15 protein-coding genes and 1 pseudogene are annotated in these 18,685 nt (G+C 73.6%); 6 read left to right on the top strand and 10 right to left on the bottom strand.

Annotated elements, in window-relative coordinates:
• Positions 1-6: 6 nt before the first annotated feature.
• The 3 genes from AB0J46_RS32435 to AB0J46_RS32425 all read right to left on the bottom strand — a co-directional run bounded on the left by AB0J46_RS32435 (position 7) and on the right by AB0J46_RS32425 (position 2,742).
• Positions 7-1,035: a hypothetical protein gene (locus tag AB0J46_RS32435; RefSeq protein ID WP_364337980.1), complete on the bottom strand. Its 1,029-nt coding sequence runs from the start codon at positions 1,033-1,035 to the stop codon at positions 7-9.
• 64 nt (positions 1,036-1,099) lie between these two features.
• On the bottom strand, positions 1,100-2,497 hold the full coding sequence (locus AB0J46_RS32430; protein WP_364337979.1) for a glutamate--cysteine ligase: 1,398 nt from the start codon (positions 2,495-2,497) through the stop codon (positions 1,100-1,102).
• A 35-nt stretch (positions 2,498-2,532) separates the two neighbouring features.
• Positions 2,533-2,742 carry a hypothetical protein gene (locus tag AB0J46_RS32425; protein ID WP_364337978.1) on the bottom strand — a complete coding sequence of 70 codons (210 nt, stop codon included), beginning with the start codon at positions 2,740-2,742 and terminating at the stop codon, positions 2,533-2,535.
• Positions 2,743-2,869: 127 nt separating this feature from the next.
• Here AB0J46_RS32425 and AB0J46_RS32420 point away from each other — a divergent pair.
• The 3 genes and pseudogenes from AB0J46_RS32420 to AB0J46_RS32410 all read left to right on the top strand — a co-directional run.
• Positions 2,870-3,055, top strand: a pseudogene (locus AB0J46_RS32420) (helix-turn-helix transcriptional regulator); the annotation flags it as partial.
• Positions 3,044-3,253, top strand: coding sequence for a hypothetical protein (locus AB0J46_RS32415; RefSeq protein ID WP_364338121.1), 210 nt, complete (start codon positions 3,044-3,046; stop codon positions 3,251-3,253). The pseudogene AB0J46_RS32420 and the gene AB0J46_RS32415, both read left to right, overlap by 12 nt.
• A 1-nt stretch (position 3,254) precedes the next feature.
• On the top strand, positions 3,255-4,292 hold the full coding sequence (locus AB0J46_RS32410) for a zinc-dependent alcohol dehydrogenase family protein (protein ID WP_364337977.1): 1,038 nt from the start codon (positions 3,255-3,257) through the stop codon (positions 4,290-4,292).
• A 29-nt stretch (positions 4,293-4,321) separates the two neighbouring features.
• Here AB0J46_RS32410 and AB0J46_RS32405 read toward each other — a convergent pair whose 3' ends face one another.
• Positions 4,322-4,810 (bottom strand): carboxymuconolactone decarboxylase family protein, encoded by a 489-nt coding sequence (locus AB0J46_RS32405; RefSeq protein ID WP_364337976.1) that lies wholly within the window; start codon positions 4,808-4,810, stop codon positions 4,322-4,324.
• Between the two features lie 142 nt (positions 4,811-4,952).
• Between AB0J46_RS32405 and AB0J46_RS32400 the strand changes: the two genes are divergently transcribed.
• The gene (locus AB0J46_RS32400) at positions 4,953-5,561 is read left to right on the top strand and encodes a response regulator transcription factor (RefSeq protein WP_364337975.1); all 609 of its coding nucleotides are present in this window, start codon (positions 4,953-4,955) and stop codon (positions 5,559-5,561) included.
• Positions 5,562-5,595: 34 nt separating this feature from the next.
• On the opposite strand, the gene AB0J46_RS32395 is transcribed toward AB0J46_RS32400, so the two are convergent.
• The 6 genes from AB0J46_RS32395 to AB0J46_RS32370 all read right to left on the bottom strand — a co-directional run bounded on the left by AB0J46_RS32395 (position 5,596) and on the right by AB0J46_RS32370 (position 14,987).
• On the bottom strand, positions 5,596-7,587 hold the full coding sequence (locus AB0J46_RS32395) for a prolyl oligopeptidase family serine peptidase (RefSeq protein ID WP_364337974.1): 1,992 nt from the start codon (positions 7,585-7,587) through the stop codon (positions 5,596-5,598).
• The gene (locus AB0J46_RS32390) at positions 7,584-9,308 is read right to left on the bottom strand and encodes an ABC transporter ATP-binding protein (protein ID WP_364337973.1); all 1,725 of its coding nucleotides are present in this window, start codon (positions 9,306-9,308) and stop codon (positions 7,584-7,586) included. The genes AB0J46_RS32395 and AB0J46_RS32390 overlap by 4 nt, the downstream gene beginning before the upstream one ends.
• Positions 9,305-10,969: an ABC transporter ATP-binding protein gene (locus tag AB0J46_RS32385; RefSeq protein ID WP_364337972.1), complete on the bottom strand. Its 1,665-nt coding sequence runs from the start codon at positions 10,967-10,969 to the stop codon at positions 9,305-9,307. Before AB0J46_RS32385 ends, AB0J46_RS32390 begins: the two co-directional genes overlap by 4 nt.
• Positions 10,970-11,038: 69 nt before the next feature.
• A complete protein-coding gene (locus AB0J46_RS32380) occupies positions 11,039-11,170 on the bottom strand; it encodes a SapB/AmfS family lanthipeptide (RefSeq protein ID WP_352327332.1) in 132 nt (43 codons plus the stop codon).
• Positions 11,171-11,173: 3 nt separating this feature from the next.
• On the bottom strand, positions 11,174-13,729 hold the full coding sequence (lanKC, locus tag AB0J46_RS32375) for a class III lanthionine synthetase LanKC (protein WP_364337971.1): 2,556 nt from the start codon (positions 13,727-13,729) through the stop codon (positions 11,174-11,176).
• A gap of 127 nt (positions 13,730-13,856) precedes the next feature.
• On the bottom strand, positions 13,857-14,987 hold the full coding sequence (locus tag AB0J46_RS32370; protein WP_364337970.1) for a histidine kinase: 1,131 nt from the start codon (positions 14,985-14,987) through the stop codon (positions 13,857-13,859).
• A 183-nt stretch (positions 14,988-15,170) separates the two neighbouring features.
• Here AB0J46_RS32370 and AB0J46_RS32365 point away from each other — a divergent pair, with 183 nt between their 5' ends.
• Positions 15,171-16,151 (top strand): aldo/keto reductase, encoded by a 981-nt coding sequence (locus AB0J46_RS32365; protein WP_364337969.1) that lies wholly within the window; start codon positions 15,171-15,173, stop codon positions 16,149-16,151.
• Positions 16,152-16,189: 38 nt separating this feature from the next.
• Positions 16,190-17,869, top strand: a complete 1,680-nt coding sequence (gene polX, locus AB0J46_RS32360) for a DNA polymerase/3'-5' exonuclease PolX (protein ID WP_364337968.1) — start codon at positions 16,190-16,192, stop codon at positions 17,867-17,869.
• Positions 17,870-18,685 lie beyond the last annotated feature (816 nt).

Here is an 18,685-nt window from a genome sequence, read left to right as displayed (position 1 = left end):
CCCGAATCAGAGCTCGACGCCGAAGACGATGCGCTTGTTCCTGAACTCGGTGACGCTCCACACCTTGCCGCCGCGCACCGTCAGGTCCTCAGGCCCGATCGGGTACGGCCTGGTCAGCAGCTTGTCGCCGCTGTGGACGAGCAGTCTGCCGTTGGTGGCGGCGTCGGCCGCCTGGCTCAGGTACCACCTGCCGCCCCACGAGACCGCGCCCTGGATCTTGGGGTGGCCCATGACGAAGGCGTCCTTGGGCGTGCCGTCGGTCAGCGGCAGGTTCCAGCGGGCGACCCACCCGCCGGGGTCGCTCTCCCGGTACTCGCCCGCGACCAGCGCGGGCGTGCCGCCGCTGCGGTCGACCGACAGGAACGAGACGTGCGGCCCGCCGCGCGCGAGCTTCCAGCAGTCGGTCTGCGGGAGCAGGTAGCGGTAGCCGAAGGCGTGGAACCGGCCGCCGGAGCGCCCGACGCGCGCGGGGTCACCCAGGTCGGGCTGGGCGGTGCGCAGGTCGAGCAGGTTGCCCAGGTCGAAGACGCGCAGGCCGTTGTAGGTGTCGGCGACGTAGAGCAGGTCGCCGTGGCAGGCCAGGCCGCCCGCGTGCACGTCGATCGGCCCGTACGAGCCGTCGGGCCTGGCCTCGACCAGCAGCGCGTGCTGGTACTTCAGCGTCCGGGGGCTCAGGAACGACACCCTGATCCCCCGCTCGCCCGCTGCCGGCTTGAAGTACCAGCTCACCAGCAGCACCGGCACGCCGATGTTGCCGGACTCCTCGCCGCAGGTCACGCCCTGCGGGTACCAGTCGACCGTGTCCTGGTCCTTGGCGTCGAAGGCGTACCAGTCCGCCGGCCTGGGCCGCATCGAGCCCAGCGCCGCCGTCGCGCCCTTGTGGACGGCGGTCCTGTTGGCGTGGGCCAGCAGGGCCTCGACCCCGGTCGCGCCGATCTCCCCGGCCAGCTTCGCCGCCCCCGTGGCCAGCGTCCCCGTGGCCCGCGTTAACGCGTAGGGCGCCTTGTCGGCCGGTACCATCCCCGTCGCCGCCATATCTGCCTCACTTCGTCCGTCTCTCGGAGTAGTTTGACGGACGCGCGGCGGCATTTGTTGGCGTTCAGTCCCACAGGTGCACCGGCAGACCCGACAGGGCCAGCTCGCGGTAGCGGCGCACGAGCCGTTCCCGGTCGCCGCCGAAGCGCGCCAGCGCCTCGCGCTGCCAGACCGCGCCGGTGCGCCGCAGCCGGGTGCGCTGGGCGATGACGTCCAGCGCGGTGTCGGCGTCGTGCGGGGTCACCCCGGCCGTCAGCAGCGCGGCCCGCGCCTCGGGCAGCAGCCTGAGCACCAGGTCGGCGGCCTCGAACTCGCCGTCCAGCCCCGGCCAGGTCAGCTTGGCCTCCAGCCCGTCCTGGGCGGCGCGGTAGAAGTTCTGGTACGCCTCGGCGAACCGGTAGCCGGTCAGGTCCCGCTCGGCCTGCGACAACGTCAGCCCCAGCAGGAACGCCGTGTTCGCGGTCATGTCCGCGCACGAGGGCCCGGCGGGCAGCGCGCGCATCTCGACCCGCAGGTGACCGCCGTCGGCCGGGTCGTAGACGGGCCGGTTCCACTGCCAGATCGTGCCCTGGTGCAGCCGCAGCTCGGGCACCTCGTGCGGCTCGGCGTCGTCGGACAGGTCGGGCACGATCGGCTCGTAGTCCTGGACGTACCGCTCGAACAGCTCGTGCGCGCCCTCCCGCACCCAGTCCGAGCCGAACGTGACCCGCCCGTCCCTGCGCCCGCGCCGCTCCACGTCGCGGTCGTCGGCCGCCTCCTCCATCAGCGCGATCCGCGTCTCCGCCCACAACTGCCTGCCCAGGAAGAACGGCGAGTTGCCGCACGCGGCCAGCACCGGCCCGATGGCGAGCTGGGCGGCGTTGAACAGCCGGGCGAAGCGGTCGGGCGGCGTGCGGATGTGCACCTGCCAGGAGGTGTTGGCGCTCTCCAGGATCACGTCCTCCACCGACAGCTCCAGGTCCTCGATCTTGACGAGGAACGGCTCCAGCCGCAGCCGCCTGATGCCCCTGCTCATGGCCCGGTAGCGGTTCTGGTCGCTCATCGCGCCGATGGTGAAGTCCTCGGCGGCCAGCGTGGGCAGGATCCCGATCGGCAGCGCGCCGCCGTCCTCGACGGCGGCGTCCACCTTGGTCACCGTCTCCTGGATCTCGGCCCCCATGCGCTCGAAGGGCGCGCCGGCCAGCGTCATCGGGGTGAGGTTCACCTCGATGTTGAAGCGGCCCAGTTCGAGCACCACGCGCGGGTCGTCGAGCTTGTCCCGCACCTCGTCGTTGCGCGGCAGCGGCCGTCCTTGCTCGTCAATGAGGAACAGCTCCAGCTCGGCCCCGATGGTGGCCGGCCCCTGGCCGAAGCCAGGGGTTTCGAGCAGCTCGCGAAGAGTGCCGAGCTGCTCCCGGATGCGTTCTCCGAAGCGCGCGTACTCCGCCTCGGAGAACCGCTCTTTTTCCAGATCTCGTCCCATCGCCCCCTTCTGTCCAGTACGCAAGTGTCCACACCTCACCAGCCGATCGGTCCGTCGTCCTCCAGGTAGGCGCCGGTCGGTCCGTCGGCGTCCAGGGTCGCCAGCCGTACGGCGATGGCCGCGCCCTGCTCGGCGGTGCGGAAGCCGGTGTGGGCGTTGAGGTCGGTGGCGCAGTAGCCCGGGTTGGCGGCGTTCACCTTCACGGAGGTGCCCATCAGCTCCTTGGCGTAGCAGACGGTGATCACGTTGAGCGCGGTCTTGGAGCATCCGGCCCGCCGGCGACCTGCGCAGCAGCGGCAGCATGGCGTTGGTCACGGTCACCACGCCGAACACGTTCGTCTCGTAAACCTCCCGCAGCTCCCGCGCGATCTCGTGGCCGATCCCCTTGTTCGCGCCCGCGTCACCCCGTCCGACGTGGGCCTGCCCGGCGGCGGACGCCGGCGCACCCCCGGCCTGCGCCGCCAGGAGGTGGCCCAGCTCGCCGGCATGTCGATCGACTACTACATCCGGCTGGAGCAGGGCCGGGGCCCCCACCCGTCGCGGCAGGTGCTCGGCGCGGCCCGGCACGAGGTGGAGGTGCGCAGGGAGCAGCGCAAACAGGTCACCCATCCGGTCGTCGGCACGATCGACGCCATCTGCCAGGTGCTCCCGGTGCCCGACCGCGACGACCTGCGGCTGGTGCTCTACACCACCGAACCCGGCTCGCCCTCCCACCCGGCCTTGCGCGACCTGCGGCGACTCACTCTAAGCTCATGAGATGCGAGCGGTTGCCTTTGACATCTTCGGCGGGGAGCTCGACGTGCGCGAGCTGCCCGATCCCACCCCCGCGCCCGGCGGGGCGGTGATCCGGGTCGAGGCGACCGGGCTGTGCCGCTCCGACTGGCACGGCTGGCAGGGGCACGACCCCGACATCAAGGTCCTCCCCCACGTGCCCGGCCACGAGCTGGCGGGCGTGATCGAGGCCGTGGGCCCCGACGTGCGCGGCTGGCTGCCGGGCGCGCGGGTCACCGTGCCGTTCGTCTGCGCCTGCGGCACCTGCGCGGCCTGCGCCACGGGCCAGCAGCAGGTGTGCGAGCGGCAGACCCAGCCGGGCTTCACCCACTGGGGCTCCTTCGCCGAGTATGTCGCCGTCGAGCACGCCGACGTCAACCTCGTCCCGATCCCCGAGGAGATGGCCTACGCCACCGCCGCCGGGCTCGGCTGCCGCTTCGCCACCGCCTTCCGGGCGGTCGTCCAGGTGGGCGAGGTGCGTCCGGGAGAGTGGGTGGCGGTGCACGGCTGCGGCGGGGTCGGGCTGTCGGCCGTGATGATCGCGGCGGCGTCCGGGGCGCGGGTGGTGGCCGTGGACATCAGCACCGACGCGCTGGAGCTGGCCGAGCTGGCCGGGGCCACGCACTTCGTCAACGGCTCGGCCGGCGACGCGGCGGCCCAGGTCAGGGAGCTGACCAGGGGCGGCGCGCACGTCTCGCTCGACGCGCTGGGCAGCCCCCGCACGTGCGCGGCCTCGGTCGAGAGCCTGCGCAGGCGGGGGCGGCACGTCCAGGTCGGCCTGCTGCCGGGCGGCGCGACGCCGGTGCCGATGGACCGCGTGATCGGCCACGAGCTGCGGCTGCTGGGCAGCCACGGCATGGCCGCGCACGCCTACCCGCCCATGCTGGAGCTGATCAGGGCCGGGATCCTGCACCCCGACCAGCTCGTCACCCGGACGATCGGCCTGGCCGACGCCGGCAAGGCGCTGGCCTCGATCGGCTCGGTCCCGGGCGTGACGATGATCCTGCCGCGGGCGGGCGCGTGAGGGCCGCGTACAGATGAGTGAGGGGGAGCTCACTCCTCCAGCTGCACGCCGAACGTCCTGAGCACCAGCGCCAGCATGGCGTAGTGCGCGACGAGGACGACGAGCTCGATCCTGCACACCTCGTCGTAGCGGTCGCACAGGGCCGCCCAGGTGGCGTCGGTGAGGTCGCCCGCGTAGTGGAGGTCGTCGGCCACCTGTAACACCAGGCGGTCCTCGACCGGCCAGAGGGCGTCGAGCTGGCGGACCGACTCGATCTCGACGTCGGTCAGGCCGACCTCGCGGGCGATGCGGGCGTGATGGGCCCATTCGTAGGCGCTGCCGCTGTGGAAGGCGGTGCGCAGGATGGCCAGCTCGCGGTCGCGGGCCGGCAGCGTGCCGTTGAGCAGCGCGCCGCCGAAACGCAGCCAGCCCTGGTAGACCGCGGGGTGCCGGCCCAGCGTCGTGAACACGTTCTGGGGGTTCGCCTGCTGAAAGTCGTCCCATTCCGCAGGAGGCAGGGGCTTCACTCGAGGCTTCATGGCCATGAGCATTCCCCAAATGAGCGTCCACTTGTCCGGCGGCGGCTTTACCGTCACTTAGGAGGACTTTCCACAGTGCGGGCTTTACGTCAGGATTGAGTGGCCCGCAGACGTTGCAAGCCTGGTCGACCGCAAGGACCCCATGGTGATTCGAACGTTGCTCGCTGAGGACATGAACCTGGTACGAGGGGCGCTCGTGGCGCTGCTGGCCTACGAGGAGGACATCGAGGTCGTCGCCGAGGTCGAGCGGGGCGACCACATCCTGGCCGCCGCCCAGTCGTGCCGTCCGGACGTGGCGGTGCTCGACATCGCCCTGCCGGGCATGGACGGGCTCGCCGCCGCCGGAGAGCTGCACGACAAGCTGCCCGGCTGCGGCGTGCTGATCCTGACCGGCGTCGGCACCCCCGGGCTGCTGAAGCAGGCGCTGGAGGTGCACGTCCGGGGGTTCATGGCCAAGGACGCGCCGCCGGAGCGGCTGGCCGACGCCATCCGCCGGGTCGCCGACGGCGAGCGGGTCATCGACTCGGAGCTGGCCATCGCGGCCATGCGCCCCGAGGAGCCGCCGCTCACCCCCCGTGAGCTGGACGTGATCGGCGCGGCGGCCGACGGCGCCTCCATCGGGGAGATCGCCGCGTCGCTGTTCCTGGCCGAGGGAACGGTCCGGAACTACCTGTGCCGGACGACGTCCAAGCTGGGCGCGCGCAGCCGCATCGACGCCATCCGCATCGCCCGCGAGTCCGGCTGGATCTGACCTCCCTCCGCCGTCCCGGCCCGCCCCCGCCCGCTCAGGGACGGGTGTGGGCGGCCAGGAAGGCCAGGACGTCGGCGGCGAGCGCGATGGACCGGCTCACGGCGCGGGCACCGTGACCGACGTCGCGCTCGTGGCGCAGCAGGACGGGACGGGAACCGTCCTGCCGCGTCCGCCGGACCCACTGCATGGCCGCGCACATCTTGCGGGCGTGCATCGGGTCCACCCGGGTGTCGGCGGCCGAGACCGTGAACAGCGTCGCCGGGTAGTCGGCGTCCGGCCGGACGTGGTGGTAGGGCGAGTAGGCCATCAGCCAGGCCAGGTGGTCGGGGTCGGCGGGGTCGCCGTACTCGCCGGTCCAGGACGGCCCGAGGCCGCTGAGGTGGTAGCGGGCCATGTCCAGCAGCCCGGCCGAGCAGACGGCGGCGGCGAACAGGTCGGGGCGCTGGGTGAGGGCCGCGCCGACGAGCAGGCCACCGTTCGACTCGCCCCAGATGCCGAGCTGCTCCGGGGTCGTCCAGCCGTCGGCGACCAGTTTCTCGGCCGCGGCGACGAAGTCGTCGAAGACGTTCTGCTTGCGTTCCAGCATGCCGTCGCGGTGCCAGGACTCGCCCTCCTCGCCGCCGCCGCGCAGGTTGGCGATGGCCAGCACGCCGCCCGACTCCACCCAGGCCAGCGAGTCGGCCGCGTAGCCGGGCATGAGGGGGATGCCGAAGCCGCCGTACCCGTTGAGTATCGCCGGGCGGGGGCCCGAGCCGGAGGACAGCGCGACCACGACCATGCGCACGGGGGTGCCGTCGGCCGAGGTGTACTCGACATGGTGGCTCCGCACGTCGGGCAGCGCGACCCGGCCGGGCGGGGCGGCCCACAGGGTGGCGGCGCCGGTGCGGGCGTCGTAGCGCCAGATCTCGGCGGGCGTGACGGCGTCGGTGTAGGTGAACCAGGCCTCGTGGCCGCCCTCGGGCCGGGAGCTGAGCGAGGCGATCGAGCCGCTGCCGGGCAGGGGCACCTCGCCCAGCCGCTCCCCCGTCCTGGCGTCGTGCACGGCGATCTCGCCGATCGCGTGGCGGGTCCTGGAGACCAGCAGGCGGTCGCCGTCCAGCAGGGTGAACGCGCCGAGCACCGCCCGGGGGTCCTCGGGAACCAGCTCGCGCCACACCTCGGGCTCGGCCGGGTCGGCCACGCACAGCCGGCGCCGGGGGGCGTTGCGGTCGGTGAGCAGGTACAGGCGGCCGTCGGGGGCCACCGCGCCCGCCGTGCGCACGTGCGTCCCCTCCTGGACGACCCGCAGCCGCGGCCGGGCCGGGTCGCCGCCGGACAGGTCCGCCAGCCAGAGCGAGTTGCCGGCCGTGCCGCCCGCGGAGATCGTCAGCCAGCGGCCGTCCGCGCTGAGCTGCACGCCGTACGAGACCGGCCCGCCGGTCAGGACGGGCACGTCGTCGGGGACGCCGAGCCGGTGCAGGTGCACGCCCTCGTGGAAGCGCACGTAGTAGAAGCCCTCGCCGCCGGGCAGCCAGGCGACCGGCGAGTAGCGGCAGCCGCCGATGGGGCCGTCCACGAGCTTGCCGGTGTCGACCTCCTCGACGTACAGGTCGGCCTTCTCGTCGCCGCTGCGCGAGATCTGGTAGGCGACCAGGCGGCCCTGCGGGTCGGGCTGCCAGTCGTCCAGGGTGGTCAGGCCGGTGGGGTCGCGGTCGGCCGGGTTCAGGAAGGGCCGGTCGTCGCAGTACAGGACGGGGTGCTCCTGGCAGCCGGTCTGCCGCAGGTGGAAGCGCCGGCCGCCGCGCCACACGGGCGGGGTGACCAGGCCGGTGACGCTCAGCTCGGTGAGCCTGGTCAGGAAGCGCTCGCGGTCCGGCAGGCGCGCGGCGGCCTCCCGCCACAGCCGGTCCTGCGCGGCCAGCCATTCCCCGGTCCGCGGGTCGGAGGGATCCTCCAGCCAGCGGTACGGGTCGGGGACGTCGCGCCCGTGGAGGCGGTCGGTGACCGGTTGACGTTCGGCGGGCGGGTACTCGTCTGCAAATGTCATGACACGGGCTCCGGTTGCCAGTGGCCGGCCAGGTCGGCGTACAGGGGCGAGACCCGGATCAGCTCGTCGTGCGTGCCGATCGTGATCCGGGGTCCGTCCATGAGCAGGACGCGGCGGGCGCGCAGCGCGGAGGTGAGGCGGTGCGCGACCACGATGAGCGTGCCGCCCCTGGCCGCGAAGGCGTTCTCGGCCAGGGCTTCGGCGGCGGGGTCCAGGTGACAGGTGGCCTCGTCCAGGATGACCAGCGGGGCATCGGTCAGGTGGGCGCGGACGAGGGCGAGGAGCTGGCGCTGCCCGGCCGACAGCGCCGCCGGGTCGAGCGTGGCGTCGTACCCGCCCAGGCTCTCGACCAGGTCCGTGGCGCCCAGGGCGGCCACGGCCGCGTCCAGGCGGCCGGACCCGGGCGCGAGGTAGGCGAGGTTGTCGCGCAGCGTGCCGCGGAAGACGTACGCCTCCTGGGGGATGAGCACGCGGGCGGCGGGGTCGGCGCGGTCGGCGGGCACGCCGCCGACCAGCACCTCCCCCTCGCCGGGCCGCAGGATGCCGCTGAGCAGGGCGGCGAGCGTCGACTTGCCCGCGCCGCTCGGGCCGACGACGGCCAGGTGGTCGCCCTCGGGAACGGTGAGGTCCAGGCGGTCCAGGACCGGCGCCGAGTGCGGGCCGTAGGCGAAGGTGACCGACCGCAGCGTGACGTCGCCCCCGGACGGACGGACCTTGGGCGGGGACGGCGGCTGGGTCGGCGCGGCGGCGGCGATGCGGCGCAGCGTGGCCACGAGCCGCACGCCGCTCACCCCGAGCCCCTGGACGAGCCCGCCGAGCGCGGGGGCCAGCGACTGGGTGACGTAGGCGAGCGCGCCGACGATCACGCCGGGCCGGGCGCCGCCGTCGAGCAGCCAGGGCGTGCCGGCGAGCAGCAGGACGACGGGCAGCCAGCCGCCGACGGCCAGCGCGGCGGTGCGCACCGCGGTCACCCTGGCCAGGGCGCGGGCGGCGTCGCGCTGCGCGCCGACCTGGCGGGCCAGCCGCTCGTCCTCGCGGTCCTGCAGGCCGCACGCCTCGATGTCGCGCAGCCCGGCGGCCGTCGCGGTCATCGACCGGGCCAGCTCCTCGTCGGCCAGCAGGAACGCGCGCTGCCGCCGGGCCAGCGCGGGCAGCGAGGCCAGGAAGAACGCCAGCCCGGCCGCGAACGGCGGCAGCACCAGCACGAGCGTGCCCGGCGCCAGCGTCAGCAGCCCCAGCACCACGCTGACCAGCGTGAACGCGAACCCCCTGACCGTGGTGACGACGGCGGCGAAGGCGTCCCTGGCCAGCTCGACCTGGAGCCCGGCCCGCGCGGTGGCCGCGCTGTCGGGCCGCTCGTCGAGCGGGCGGCGCAGCGCTCCCTGCACCACCCGCGTCAGGAGGTCGTCGCGGAACGGCTCGGCCACGGCGGCCACGGCCAGCACCACCTGGCGGGCGCCGACGGCCGAGACCAGCCACGCCAGCCCGAGCGCCGCCAGCCAGGCCAGCCCGGTCAGCGGCCGGGCGCGGGCGAAGCCGTCCTCGATGGCGCGGGCGACGGCGTGCCCGACCAGGAAGGCGGGCGCGGCCTCCAGCACCGACCAGAGCAGGATGGCGACCAGCCGCCGCGGGTCGCGCACGAGCGCCCGCCGGAACCCGGCCGACGCGCCGGGAACCGCGGGGACGCCGGGAGCCGCGGGGACGCCGGAGTCGGGGGTCATGGGCGGGCCTCCTGGAAGACGGCCCGGTAGGCGGGGTCGCGCCACAGCACGTCGTGCGGGCCGGCGGCGCGCACCCGGCCCTCCTCCAGCCAGACGACCTGGTCGGCGCGGGCGGCGGTGGCCAGGCGGTGGGCGGTGATCAGACGGGTGCGGCCCCTGGGATCGCCGGTGAGCGCCCGGCTGACCTCGCGTTCGGTGACGGTGTCCAGGCTGGAGGTGGCGTCGTCGAGCACCAGCAGCCGATCCCCCCGCGCGAACGCCCTGGCCAGGCCGAGCCGCTGCCGCTCGCCGCCGGACATGGGCGTCTCGGCAAGCGGCGTGTCGTAACCGGCGGGCAGCCGGCGGACGAACCCGTCGGCGCGCGCCGCCAGGGCGGCCTCGCGTCCCGCCTGGGAGCCGGGGACGGCGCTGATCGCCTCGCCGACGGTGTCGCCGACCAGCACCGGCCGCTCGAAGGCGTAGCCGATGGCCGAGCGCAGGCCGTCGCGGGTCAGCTCCCGCAGCGGGACGCCGTCGAGCAGCACGTCCCCGCGTTCGGGGTCGGCCAGGCGGCCGGCGAGGGCGGCCAGCAGGGACTTGCCGGAGCCCGACCGTCCCACCACGGCGGTGACCGTGCCGCCGGGGATGGTCAGGTCGCCCACGGTGAGCCCATCGGCGGCGACGTCGCGGAACTCGACCGTGCCGGGGCCGGGCGGCAGCGCGCGCGTGCCGTGGCGGACCGGCGGCAGGGTGAGGACGTCGGCGACGCGGGCGGCGGCGGCCCGCGCCCTGGCCAGGCCGCCGACGTAACCGAGCGAGGTGCTGAGCGCGGCCCCGAGGGCGGCGTAGCGGGCGGCGGCGTACAGGTCGCCGACGGTGAGCCGCCCGGCGGCCAGCATGAGCCCCCCGGCGCCCAGCACGGCGACCTCCAGCAGCGGGATCATCAGCCCCGACCGGACCCCGGCGGAGGCGTTGGCGCGCCACAGGGCCATGCCGTGCGCGCGCAGCCGGGGCAGGGGCGCGAGCACGCGCCGGGCCTCCTGGCCGGCGGTCCCGGCGGCGGCGATGGTGCGGGCGCCGTCGAGGGCGTCCACGAGGCGGGCCGCGATCTCGCCCTGGACCTCCTGGTAGCCACCGGAGATGACGGTCGTGACGCGCAGGAAGGCCCGCAGGACGAACACGATGAGGACGATGCCCGCCGCGAGGGTGAGGGTCAGCAGCGGATGGATGAGGGTGAGCGCGACCAGGGCGCCGAGGGTCGGCACCAGCAGGGCCAGGGCGCCGGTGACCGTCTCGGGGGCCCGTCCGGCCTCCTCGGCGTTCAGCCCGGCCCGGGTGACGAGGTCGCCCTCGGGGAAGCGGCGGGTGGCGGCCCGGCCGACGCCGAGCACGTGCCGCAGCACGCCGAGCCGCAGCCGGGCGGCCGCGTACGCGCTGCTCGCCCCTCTGGCCCAGCCGCCGAGGCTCTCGCAGAGCACCACCACGGCGACCACGCCCGCGCACAGCGCCAGGGCGGTGGCGGCCTCCGGCGAGCGGGCGAGGAGCAGGTCGAGCGTGCGGCCGACGAGGAACGGGACGGCCAGCTCACCGGCCGCGCCGGCGACGGCGGTGACCGCCAGCACGGCGGGCCACGGGCCGCAGCGCCGTACGGCGTCCGTCACCAGGCGGTCTCCCGGTCCCACCTGCCGGCCTCCTTCGGACTCGGGAGGTCCCCGCGCCACCACGAAACGGCGCGGGGACCCTGTCAGCTATCAGTGGCAGAGAGCGACACTGAGGTTGCTCGGGTGGCCCGAGTGACACGTGAGAGCAGTGAGCGAGCTGCCGCCGCTGGCCACGTCGCTGGCCGCGGGAGCCTCCAGACCCTGCAGGTCGAGAAGAACCATGTTCTACACCTCCTTCCGCGGTTGATCATGCGCAGGCCGCTCTGGTGCGGCCTCCAGGAACGGCAGGCGTGCCGGCTGGTCTCCCAGCACCGCCCCGAGGGCGAACAGCACGCCGGCCGTACCGGTCGCGAAATCCATGGACAGGCGCAACAGCCCGTCGCCGGGGAAGGCCAGGCCGCCGCCGTACGGCATGGCGTGCCAGCTCAACCCCTTGATCAGCTCGCGGGCCACCGGATCTCCGGCGAGTGCCGCGATGATGCCCGCGCGGCCGGTGAACAGCCCCGGCTGGACGAAGAACCCGGCGCGGGCGACCAGCTTGAGCCGGTCCAGCTCGGCGGCGAGCTCGTCGTCGTCGCGGTGCGTGAGAAAGCGTCGGAGCACCATGGCGATGCCCACGGAGCCCTCGTCCAGGTAGGGCAGCATCCGCCAGCCCTGGTTCACCTGGAGGGAGCCGTCCTCCGAGGCCCGGCAGCGCCGCAGGTCCTGCCTGAGCGCGATCTCGGCCAGGTCGAGCAGCGCCCGGTCGCCGGTGTGCTCGTAGGCGTGCAGGAAGAGCAGGGCGGAGCCGGACGAGCCGTACATGAGGCCGGCTCTGGGGTTGTCGCCGCCGCTGATCTCGGGCACGTCCTCGGGGCCGCCGAGGCGGTCGGCGCAGATGTCCACCGCGCGCATGGCGTGCCCGGTCAGCGCGGGCTCGGTCCGGCCGAGGCGTAGGAGGTTCAGCCCGATGCCGGGCAGGCCTGAGAACAGGGCCGTCTCCAGGCGGTCCCACTGCTCGCGCAGGGCGATGTCGACGACGTCGAGCGCGTCCTGGCGGTGCCCGAGCCGGTCGAGGACGTGGGCGATGCCGTGCAGGCCGTCGTACAGGCCGATGCCGGAGCCGGGGGCCGGGCGCAGGGCGCGCTCACGCAGCCAGGTCTCGTACTCGGGGAAGGGCCCGAGGCCGGTGGCCGACAGGGCGAGCAGCACGCCGGCCGCGCCGGTCGCCACGTTGAGGCCGCCGCCGGGCTTGAACTGGGCGACGTCGCCGGGGAAGAGGCGGTCGTCGCGCTCGGGGGTCGCGCCGGCCCGGATGGCCCGGCACATCGCCTCCCGCAGCTCGGCCCAGGTGGCCGTCCCCGGCGTCGGCACGGGGGTCTCCACGGCCTGGTCACCCGCGATGGTCGCGGCGGCGGCGTCCATGAAGGCACCGGGAACGGGGAAGGTCTCCTTGACGATCCGCGCGAGCTGGACGATCTTCGGCCGGTGGATCGGCAGCATGATCGTGCACTGCGGGGCGAACAGGGCGAACCGCAGGCAGGCCAGCGCGTACCGGTCGACCTCGACGCCGTGGCGGTCGCGCGGGGCGGCGAAGGCGGGATGGGCCAGCGCGGCCCTGGCCCGGTCCGCGGCGAGGGTGGCGACCTCGTAGTCGATGAGCACGACCCGGCCGTCCTGGGTGAGCAGGATGTTGTCGGGGTGCAGGTCGCCGAAGACGACGCCGCGTCCGTGCAGCGACTCGACGGCCTCCTCGACGCTCTCCAGGGTCGTGGTGGCCCAGGCGGTGTAGTCGGCGAGGTCCTGCTCGTCGCAGGTGGCGCTGGTCAGCGGGAAGCGGCGCACCAGCCGCCGCTGGAGCGGGGTGCCGTCCACGAACTCCTGGACGAGGAAGTGGTGGCCGCCGATGGTGAAGTAGTCGCGCAGCTCGGGGGCGGCGGGCAGGCCGGCCAGGCGGCGCAGCATGTCGCGCTCGTGTTCGAGCCTGGCGACCGCGTCCCGGCCGGCCACGTCGAGGCCGGCGTGCGGCCTGCCCTCCTTGAGCACCACCCGTTCGTCGGTACGGGTGTCGCGGGCCAGGTAGACGCCGCCGCCGTTGGAGAAGTGCAGCACGCTCTCGATCCGGTACGGCAGCCCCTCCATGGTCACCGCGTTGCGCGCGGCCAGGTGGGGTTCGAGGAACTCCGGCAGCGTCGTCCAGGGCGGCACCGAGAACGTCGCGCCGCGCACGTCGGGGATCAGGTTGCCGTCGCCGTCCTCGACGGCCAGCACCCGCTCCCCGGACGGGGACAGGCAGTGCCGCTCGGCGAACCCGCCGTACCGGACGAACATCGGCCCGTCGCCGTAGCGCAGGTCGCTCAGGATGTACGGCCCCTCGACGCCGCGCAGCAGCTCGTCGAGCTCCTTGAGCACGAGTTCGAGCTGCCCCTCGTCCCGGGGGTAGATGGTGACCAGCTTGCCGCTGGAGGCCCGGGAGGCGGCCTTGGAGTTGACCATGACCAGCACCGCCGGGCCGCGCAGGAACTTGAAGGCGACCCCGCGGGGCACGCAGTAGTCCCACACGGTGTCGACGACCTTCTCGGCGTCCTCGACGCGGGCCGACACGTGGATCTTCCAGCCCTGGGTCGGCAGGGGCGCCTCGCCGGTGGGCATGTAGTACGCCCAGGTGTCGCTGAGGTCGTGGGCCCAGCCGTCGGGGACGGGCCGGCGCAGGTGGGCGAAGTCGACGTCCGCCGCCGTGCTGTGGTCGGGAGTGTCGTAGAAACACTGGTCCACAAGGCAGTAGAGCTCGTACTTGTCCATTTGGCGCGGCCCTCCGAGGCGGTGTGCTCAGAGCCTGCCGCACCCGCGCCGGGCCGGACTAGTAACACGCAACATGAGCCATATATGGCTATGGAATGCGCTTTGATGCGTTTTTCACAAATGGTAATTATATGCGCGGGGCATAAACGCTGAACGAGAATTCCCCGTCGCGCGACGTGGACGCCTCCAGCCAGCCGCCCAGCGCCGAGACGCGTTCGGCCAGGTTGAGCAGGCCCTGCCCGGCGTCTCCCGGCCGGCGCGGCGGGCGTACGCCGTCGTTCCTGATGGACAGGCGGACCACATTGTCGCGTTCCATGAGCTGGATCCAGCACTGCCCGGCCTCGGCGTGCCGCAGCACGTTCGTCACCCCCTCGCGCAGCGCGTGCGTGAGGGCCTCCTCCACGTCCGGGTGCAGGTCACGGCAGGCCACCCTGATCTGGCAGCGCACCCGCGCCGACTCCAGCAGCGCCCGCGCCGAGCCCAGCTCGGCCGCCAGCGAGGAACTGCGCAGCCGGCCGTGCGCGACGGCCCGGACGTCGGCCGACAGGTCCCGCAGCAGTTCGAGCGTCTCGCCCACCTCCTGCCGGGCCTTCTCGTCGCCCTCGGCCACCAGGCGCTGGATGAGCTGCGCCTTCAGCGTCAGGACGGTCAGCCGGTGCCCGACCAGGTCGTGCAGGTCGCGGGTGAAGCGGCGGCGCTCCAGCGTCACGGCCTGGCGCATGACGTCGGTACGGGCCCCGGACAGCCGGCGCACCCGGGCCAGCAGGCTCAGCAGCGCGAACTCCACGACGCCGATCAAGGGGGTGACCAGCGCCCACACCGGCTCGACCTGCCACGAGCCCGGCGCGGCCAGCAGCACCGGCCCGCACGACAGCGCCAGCGCCACCAGCACGAGCGACCTGATCCGGGACGCGACCACGAGCAGCGCGCCGGCCAGCAGCCCGCACACCGGCGTCCAGGCCGGCCCGAGCACCCCGAGCGGCACGTACGTCAGCCACGCCTGGACGGCCACCAGCCACCACGAGCCGGCCCGCCGCACGGGCTCCTCCAGCACGAACCTGCCGTGCAGCGTGAGCAGGACGGCCAGCGCCACCGACCCCTCGACCACCAGCCCCGACCCGGCCAGCCCGGCCTGCACCGGGATCACCAGCCCGACGCCACCGGCCACCAGGCCGAGCCCGCCGGCCCAGCCGGGCGACGTCAGGACGCGCGCCTTGGAACGTAATCGAGGCGCCGGGCCACGCTGTGTGGCGTCCACCTCACCCCCGGTGTGCGGTTGACGTGACGGGACAGTACGCGTGGCGAGTGCGCTCACCGCTCCCTCGTTCCTCTAATCGACCTGACACGGCGACCTTGTGTAAAGACCGAGGCCGCTTCCGGACACGCTGACTTCCCACCCCACAAGAGGTTAGGCAGTTCATATCAGTCATAGGGTGTCGGTATGGATTACATGCGACTTGGCACCACAGGTATGAAAGTTTCTCGCATCTGTTTGGGGATGATGAGCTACGGCGATCCGGCCCGCCAGGAATGGGCATTGCCGGAGGAACAGGCCGAGCCGATCATCCGGCGGGCCGCCGACGCGGGCGTGACCTTCTTCGACACCGCCGACATCTACAGCCGCGGCCAGAGCGAGGTCGTCACCGGCGCCGTGCTGCGCCGGATCTTCCCCCGCCGCGAGGACTACGTGCTGGCCACCAAGGTCTACTTCCCGATGGGCAGGGGCGCCAACGACGGCGGACTGTCGCGCAAGCACATCCTCGCGGCCGTCGACGCCTCGCTCGCCCGCCTCGGCACCGACTACGTGGACCTGTACCAGATCCACCGCTGGGACGACGAGACGCCCATCGAGGAGACCATGGAGGCGCTGCACGAGGTGGTCAGGTCGGGCCGGGCCCGCTACATCGGCGCGTCCACGATGTGGGCCTGGCAGTTCGCCAAGGCCCAGCACGTCGCCGAGGCCAACGGCTGGACGCGGTTCGTCTCGATGCAGAACCACTACAACCTGCTCTACCGCGAGGAGGAGCGCGAGATGCTGCCCCTCTGCGCCGACCAGGGCGTGGGCGTGATCCCGTGGAGCCCGCTCGCGCGCGGCGTGCTGGCCAGGGCGGGCGCGGCCGGCCCGGCGGCCGCCGCGACCGCCAGGACCGGCTCCGACGCGCGCATCGACTTCCTGTACGACCCCGACAACGACCGGCGCATCCTCGACCGGGTAGCCCAGCTCGCCGCCGAGCGGGAGCTGCCGCCGGCCCAGATCGCCCTGGCCTGGCTGCTGCACCAGCCGGGCGTCACCGCGCCGATCGTCGGGGCCACCAAGGACGGTCACGTGGACGACGCCGTGGCGGCCGTCGGGGTGGAGCTGTCGGACAAGGAGCTGGCGTTCCTCGCCGAGCCGTACCGGCCGCGGGAGGTCAGGTTCTGAGCACCGGGATTGTCGGTCGGAGATCCTAAGGTAGGGGCATGCGGGCTAATGAGGAGGCGGCGGCGGCGCTGCAGGAATACGCGGAGCTGTTCGCGCTGAGCGGCGGCGACGCCTTCCGGGTGCGGAGCTACCAGAAGGCGGCCAAGGCGATCGCCGGGTTCCCCGAGGACATCTCGGAGGTCGACGTGCGCGGCGTCCCCGGCGTCGGGGAGGCCATCGCCAAGAAGATGGAGGAGTTCCTCCAGCGCGGCAGCTTCCGGCAGCTCGACGACCTGCGGGGCCGCGTGCCCGAGGGCGTGCGGCGGCTCACCCGGGTGCCCACGCTCGGCCCCAAGACGGCCATCATGCTGTTCGAGGACTACGGCATCGACTCCACGGTGGCGCTGGGCGAGGCCATCACCTCCGGCCGGCTCGACGGCGTCAAGGGCCTCGGCCCCAAGACCCTGGCCAACCTGCTCAAGGGCATCGAGCAGCTTGAGCAGGCGGGCCGCCGGGTGCACATCGGCGTCGCCATGGCGCTGGCCGAGCAGGTCATCGGCTCGCTCAAGACCGAGCGGGTGGCGTACGCGGGGTCGCTGCGGCGGATGAAGGACACGATCGGCGACATCGACATCCTGGCGGTGGCGCCCGAGTCGATCATGGCCGACTTCCGCGCGCAGCCCTACGTCGCCGACGTGATCGCCGCGGGCGAGAAGAAGACCTCGATCCGCACGACCTCCGGCGTCCAGGTCGACCTGCGCCTGATCCCGGCCGGGTCGTGGGGCGCGGCGATGCAGTACTTCACCGGCTCCAAGGAGCACAACGTGGCCATCCGGGAGATGGCGGTGAAGAAGGGCTGGAAGCTGTCGGAGTACGGGCTGTTCGAGGGCGAGCGGGTGATCGCCGCGGAGTCCGAGGAGGACATCTACGAGGCGCTCGGCATGCAGTTCGTGCCGCCGCCCATGCGGGAGGACGGCGGCGAGGTCAAGGCGGCGCTGCGCGGCGAGCTGCCGGTGCCGGTGGAGCTGGCCGACCTCAAGGGCGACCTGCACACCCACACCGACCTGACCGACGGCATCGCCTCCCTGGAGGACATGGTGGCCGCCGGCGCCGCGCGCGGCTACTCCTACTACGCGGTCACCGACCACGCGCCCGACCTGGCCATGCAGCGCATGACCCTGGACAAGGCGCTGGAGCAGCGCGGGCGGGTGGCGGAGCTGCAGAAGAAGTATCCGCGCATGCGCATCCTGCACGGGTCGGAGCTCAACATCGCGCCCGACGGGTCGGTCGACTGGCCGGGTGAGGTGCTGCGCGAGTTCGACGTGTGCGTGGCCTCCGTCCACTCGCACTTCGGCATGTCTCGGGAGGAGATGACCCGCCGGTTCATCGCCGCCTGCGAAAACCCGTATGTCGACATCATCGGCCATCCGACCACCCGGAAGATCGGCAAGCGGCCGCCGGTCGACGCCGACTGGGACGCCGTCTTCCGGGCGGCCGCCCGTACGGGCACCGCGATGGAGATCGACTCCTACCCCGACCGCTCCGACCTGCCGGCCGACCTGGTGCGGCTGGCCAAGCACCACGGGGTGAAGTTCTCCATCGACAGCGACTCGCACGCGATCCCCCACCTGGCCCACCAGCGGTTCGGGGTCGGGATCGCGCAGCGGGCCTGGCTGACGGGCGACGACGTCATCAACACCTGGCCCCTCGACCGCCTCCTCGCCTTCCTCGGCCGCTGACCCACCGCCCGCCCCTGGTCGGGGCGAGGGGGTGGGCGCGGCCCCGCGTAGGGGTCGGGCGCGGCCCGCGTTGTGTGGGATGGGCGCGGCCGATGGTGGTGCGCGACCCGCGTCGGGACGCGGACGGGCGCGACCCCCATTGGCGTAGGCGCGGCCGACGTTGGTGTGCGCCCCCTGGTCAGGGGGCCGCCGTCCGCGTTGGGTGCGGCACGCGTCGAGGTGCAGGGTGTCGCAAATGTCGGCATGCGGGTCGGTGTGTCCCGCCTCGGGGTGCCGGTCGGGCGCGGCCCGCACCCAGCGCGGGCCGCACCCGAGCCTCGACGGGGGCATCCGCCGCAGATGGTCGCGGCCCTTCTCCAGGAGCGGGCATCCACCGGAATTCCTGCTCTCAAATCCGGACTTAACACCCTAAACCGGGACATTTGCCGCAACCTTGGAGCGGCACCGCTCCTTGGAGTGCGGGCCCGCACACACACCCGACGCCCGGCCGAGCGGCACGCGCCGACCCCTCCGACGGACAGCACGCGCACGGCCCCGCCGCACGGTCGGCGCACCCGGACCCTCCAGGCGCCCGCGCGGACCGCGTACACCTGGGCCCCGCGGGCAGCACGCGCACGGCCCCACCTGCGGACGGCGCACACAGGCCCCTCCCGAGGCGCAGCACCCGTCCGGCGGAAGGGGACAGGGTCCGGCTGGTGGCGGGGGTGGCGGGGCAGCGCCCGGCCGGTGGCGGGTGTGCGCGTAGATCGTTCCGCTTCGCTAGCTTGGACGGCGATGGAGGACAACCAGCTTCCGCGCCCCGGAGCCCCGGACCCG

This window comes from Nonomuraea sp. NPDC049758 (assembly GCF_040674635.1).
Classification (GTDB): domain Bacteria; phylum Actinomycetota; class Actinomycetes; order Streptosporangiales; family Streptosporangiaceae; genus Nonomuraea.
This window is presented reverse-complemented; position numbering and strand designations above follow the sequence as displayed.

Bases quoted from the DNA above. Each gene is read 5' to 3' on its own strand.
- AB0J46_RS32390 (WP_364337973.1), bottom strand. From the start codon at position 9,308: ATGACCCCCGACTCCGGCGTCCCCGCGGCTCCCGGCGTCCCCGCGGTT.
- lanKC (WP_364337971.1), bottom strand. From the start codon at position 13,729: ATGGACAAGTACGAGCTCTACTGCCTTGTGGACCAGTGTTTCTACGAC.
- AB0J46_RS32405 (WP_364337976.1), bottom strand. From the start codon at position 4,810: ATGAAGCCTCGAGTGAAGCCCCTGCCTCCTGCGGAATGGGACGACTTT.
- AB0J46_RS32430 (WP_364337979.1), bottom strand. From the start codon at position 2,497: ATGGGACGAGATCTGGAAAAAGAGCGGTTCTCCGAGGCGGAGTACGCG.
- AB0J46_RS32410 (WP_364337977.1), top strand. From the start codon at position 3,255: ATGCGAGCGGTTGCCTTTGACATCTTCGGCGGGGAGCTCGACGTGCGC.
- polX (WP_364337968.1), top strand. From the start codon at position 16,190: ATGCGGGCTAATGAGGAGGCGGCGGCGGCGCTGCAGGAATACGCGGAG.
- AB0J46_RS32400 (WP_364337975.1), top strand. From the start codon at position 4,953: ATGGTGATTCGAACGTTGCTCGCTGAGGACATGAACCTGGTACGAGGG.
- AB0J46_RS32380 (WP_352327332.1), bottom strand. From the start codon at position 11,170: ATGGTTCTTCTCGACCTGCAGGGTCTGGAGGCTCCCGCGGCCAGCGAC.
- AB0J46_RS32435 (WP_364337980.1), bottom strand. From the start codon at position 1,035: ATGGCGGCGACGGGGATGGTACCGGCCGACAAGGCGCCCTACGCGTTA.
- AB0J46_RS32365 (WP_364337969.1), top strand. From the start codon at position 15,171: ATGGATTACATGCGACTTGGCACCACAGGTATGAAAGTTTCTCGCATC.
- AB0J46_RS32395 (WP_364337974.1), bottom strand. From the start codon at position 7,587: ATGACATTTGCAGACGAGTACCCGCCCGCCGAACGTCAACCGGTCACC.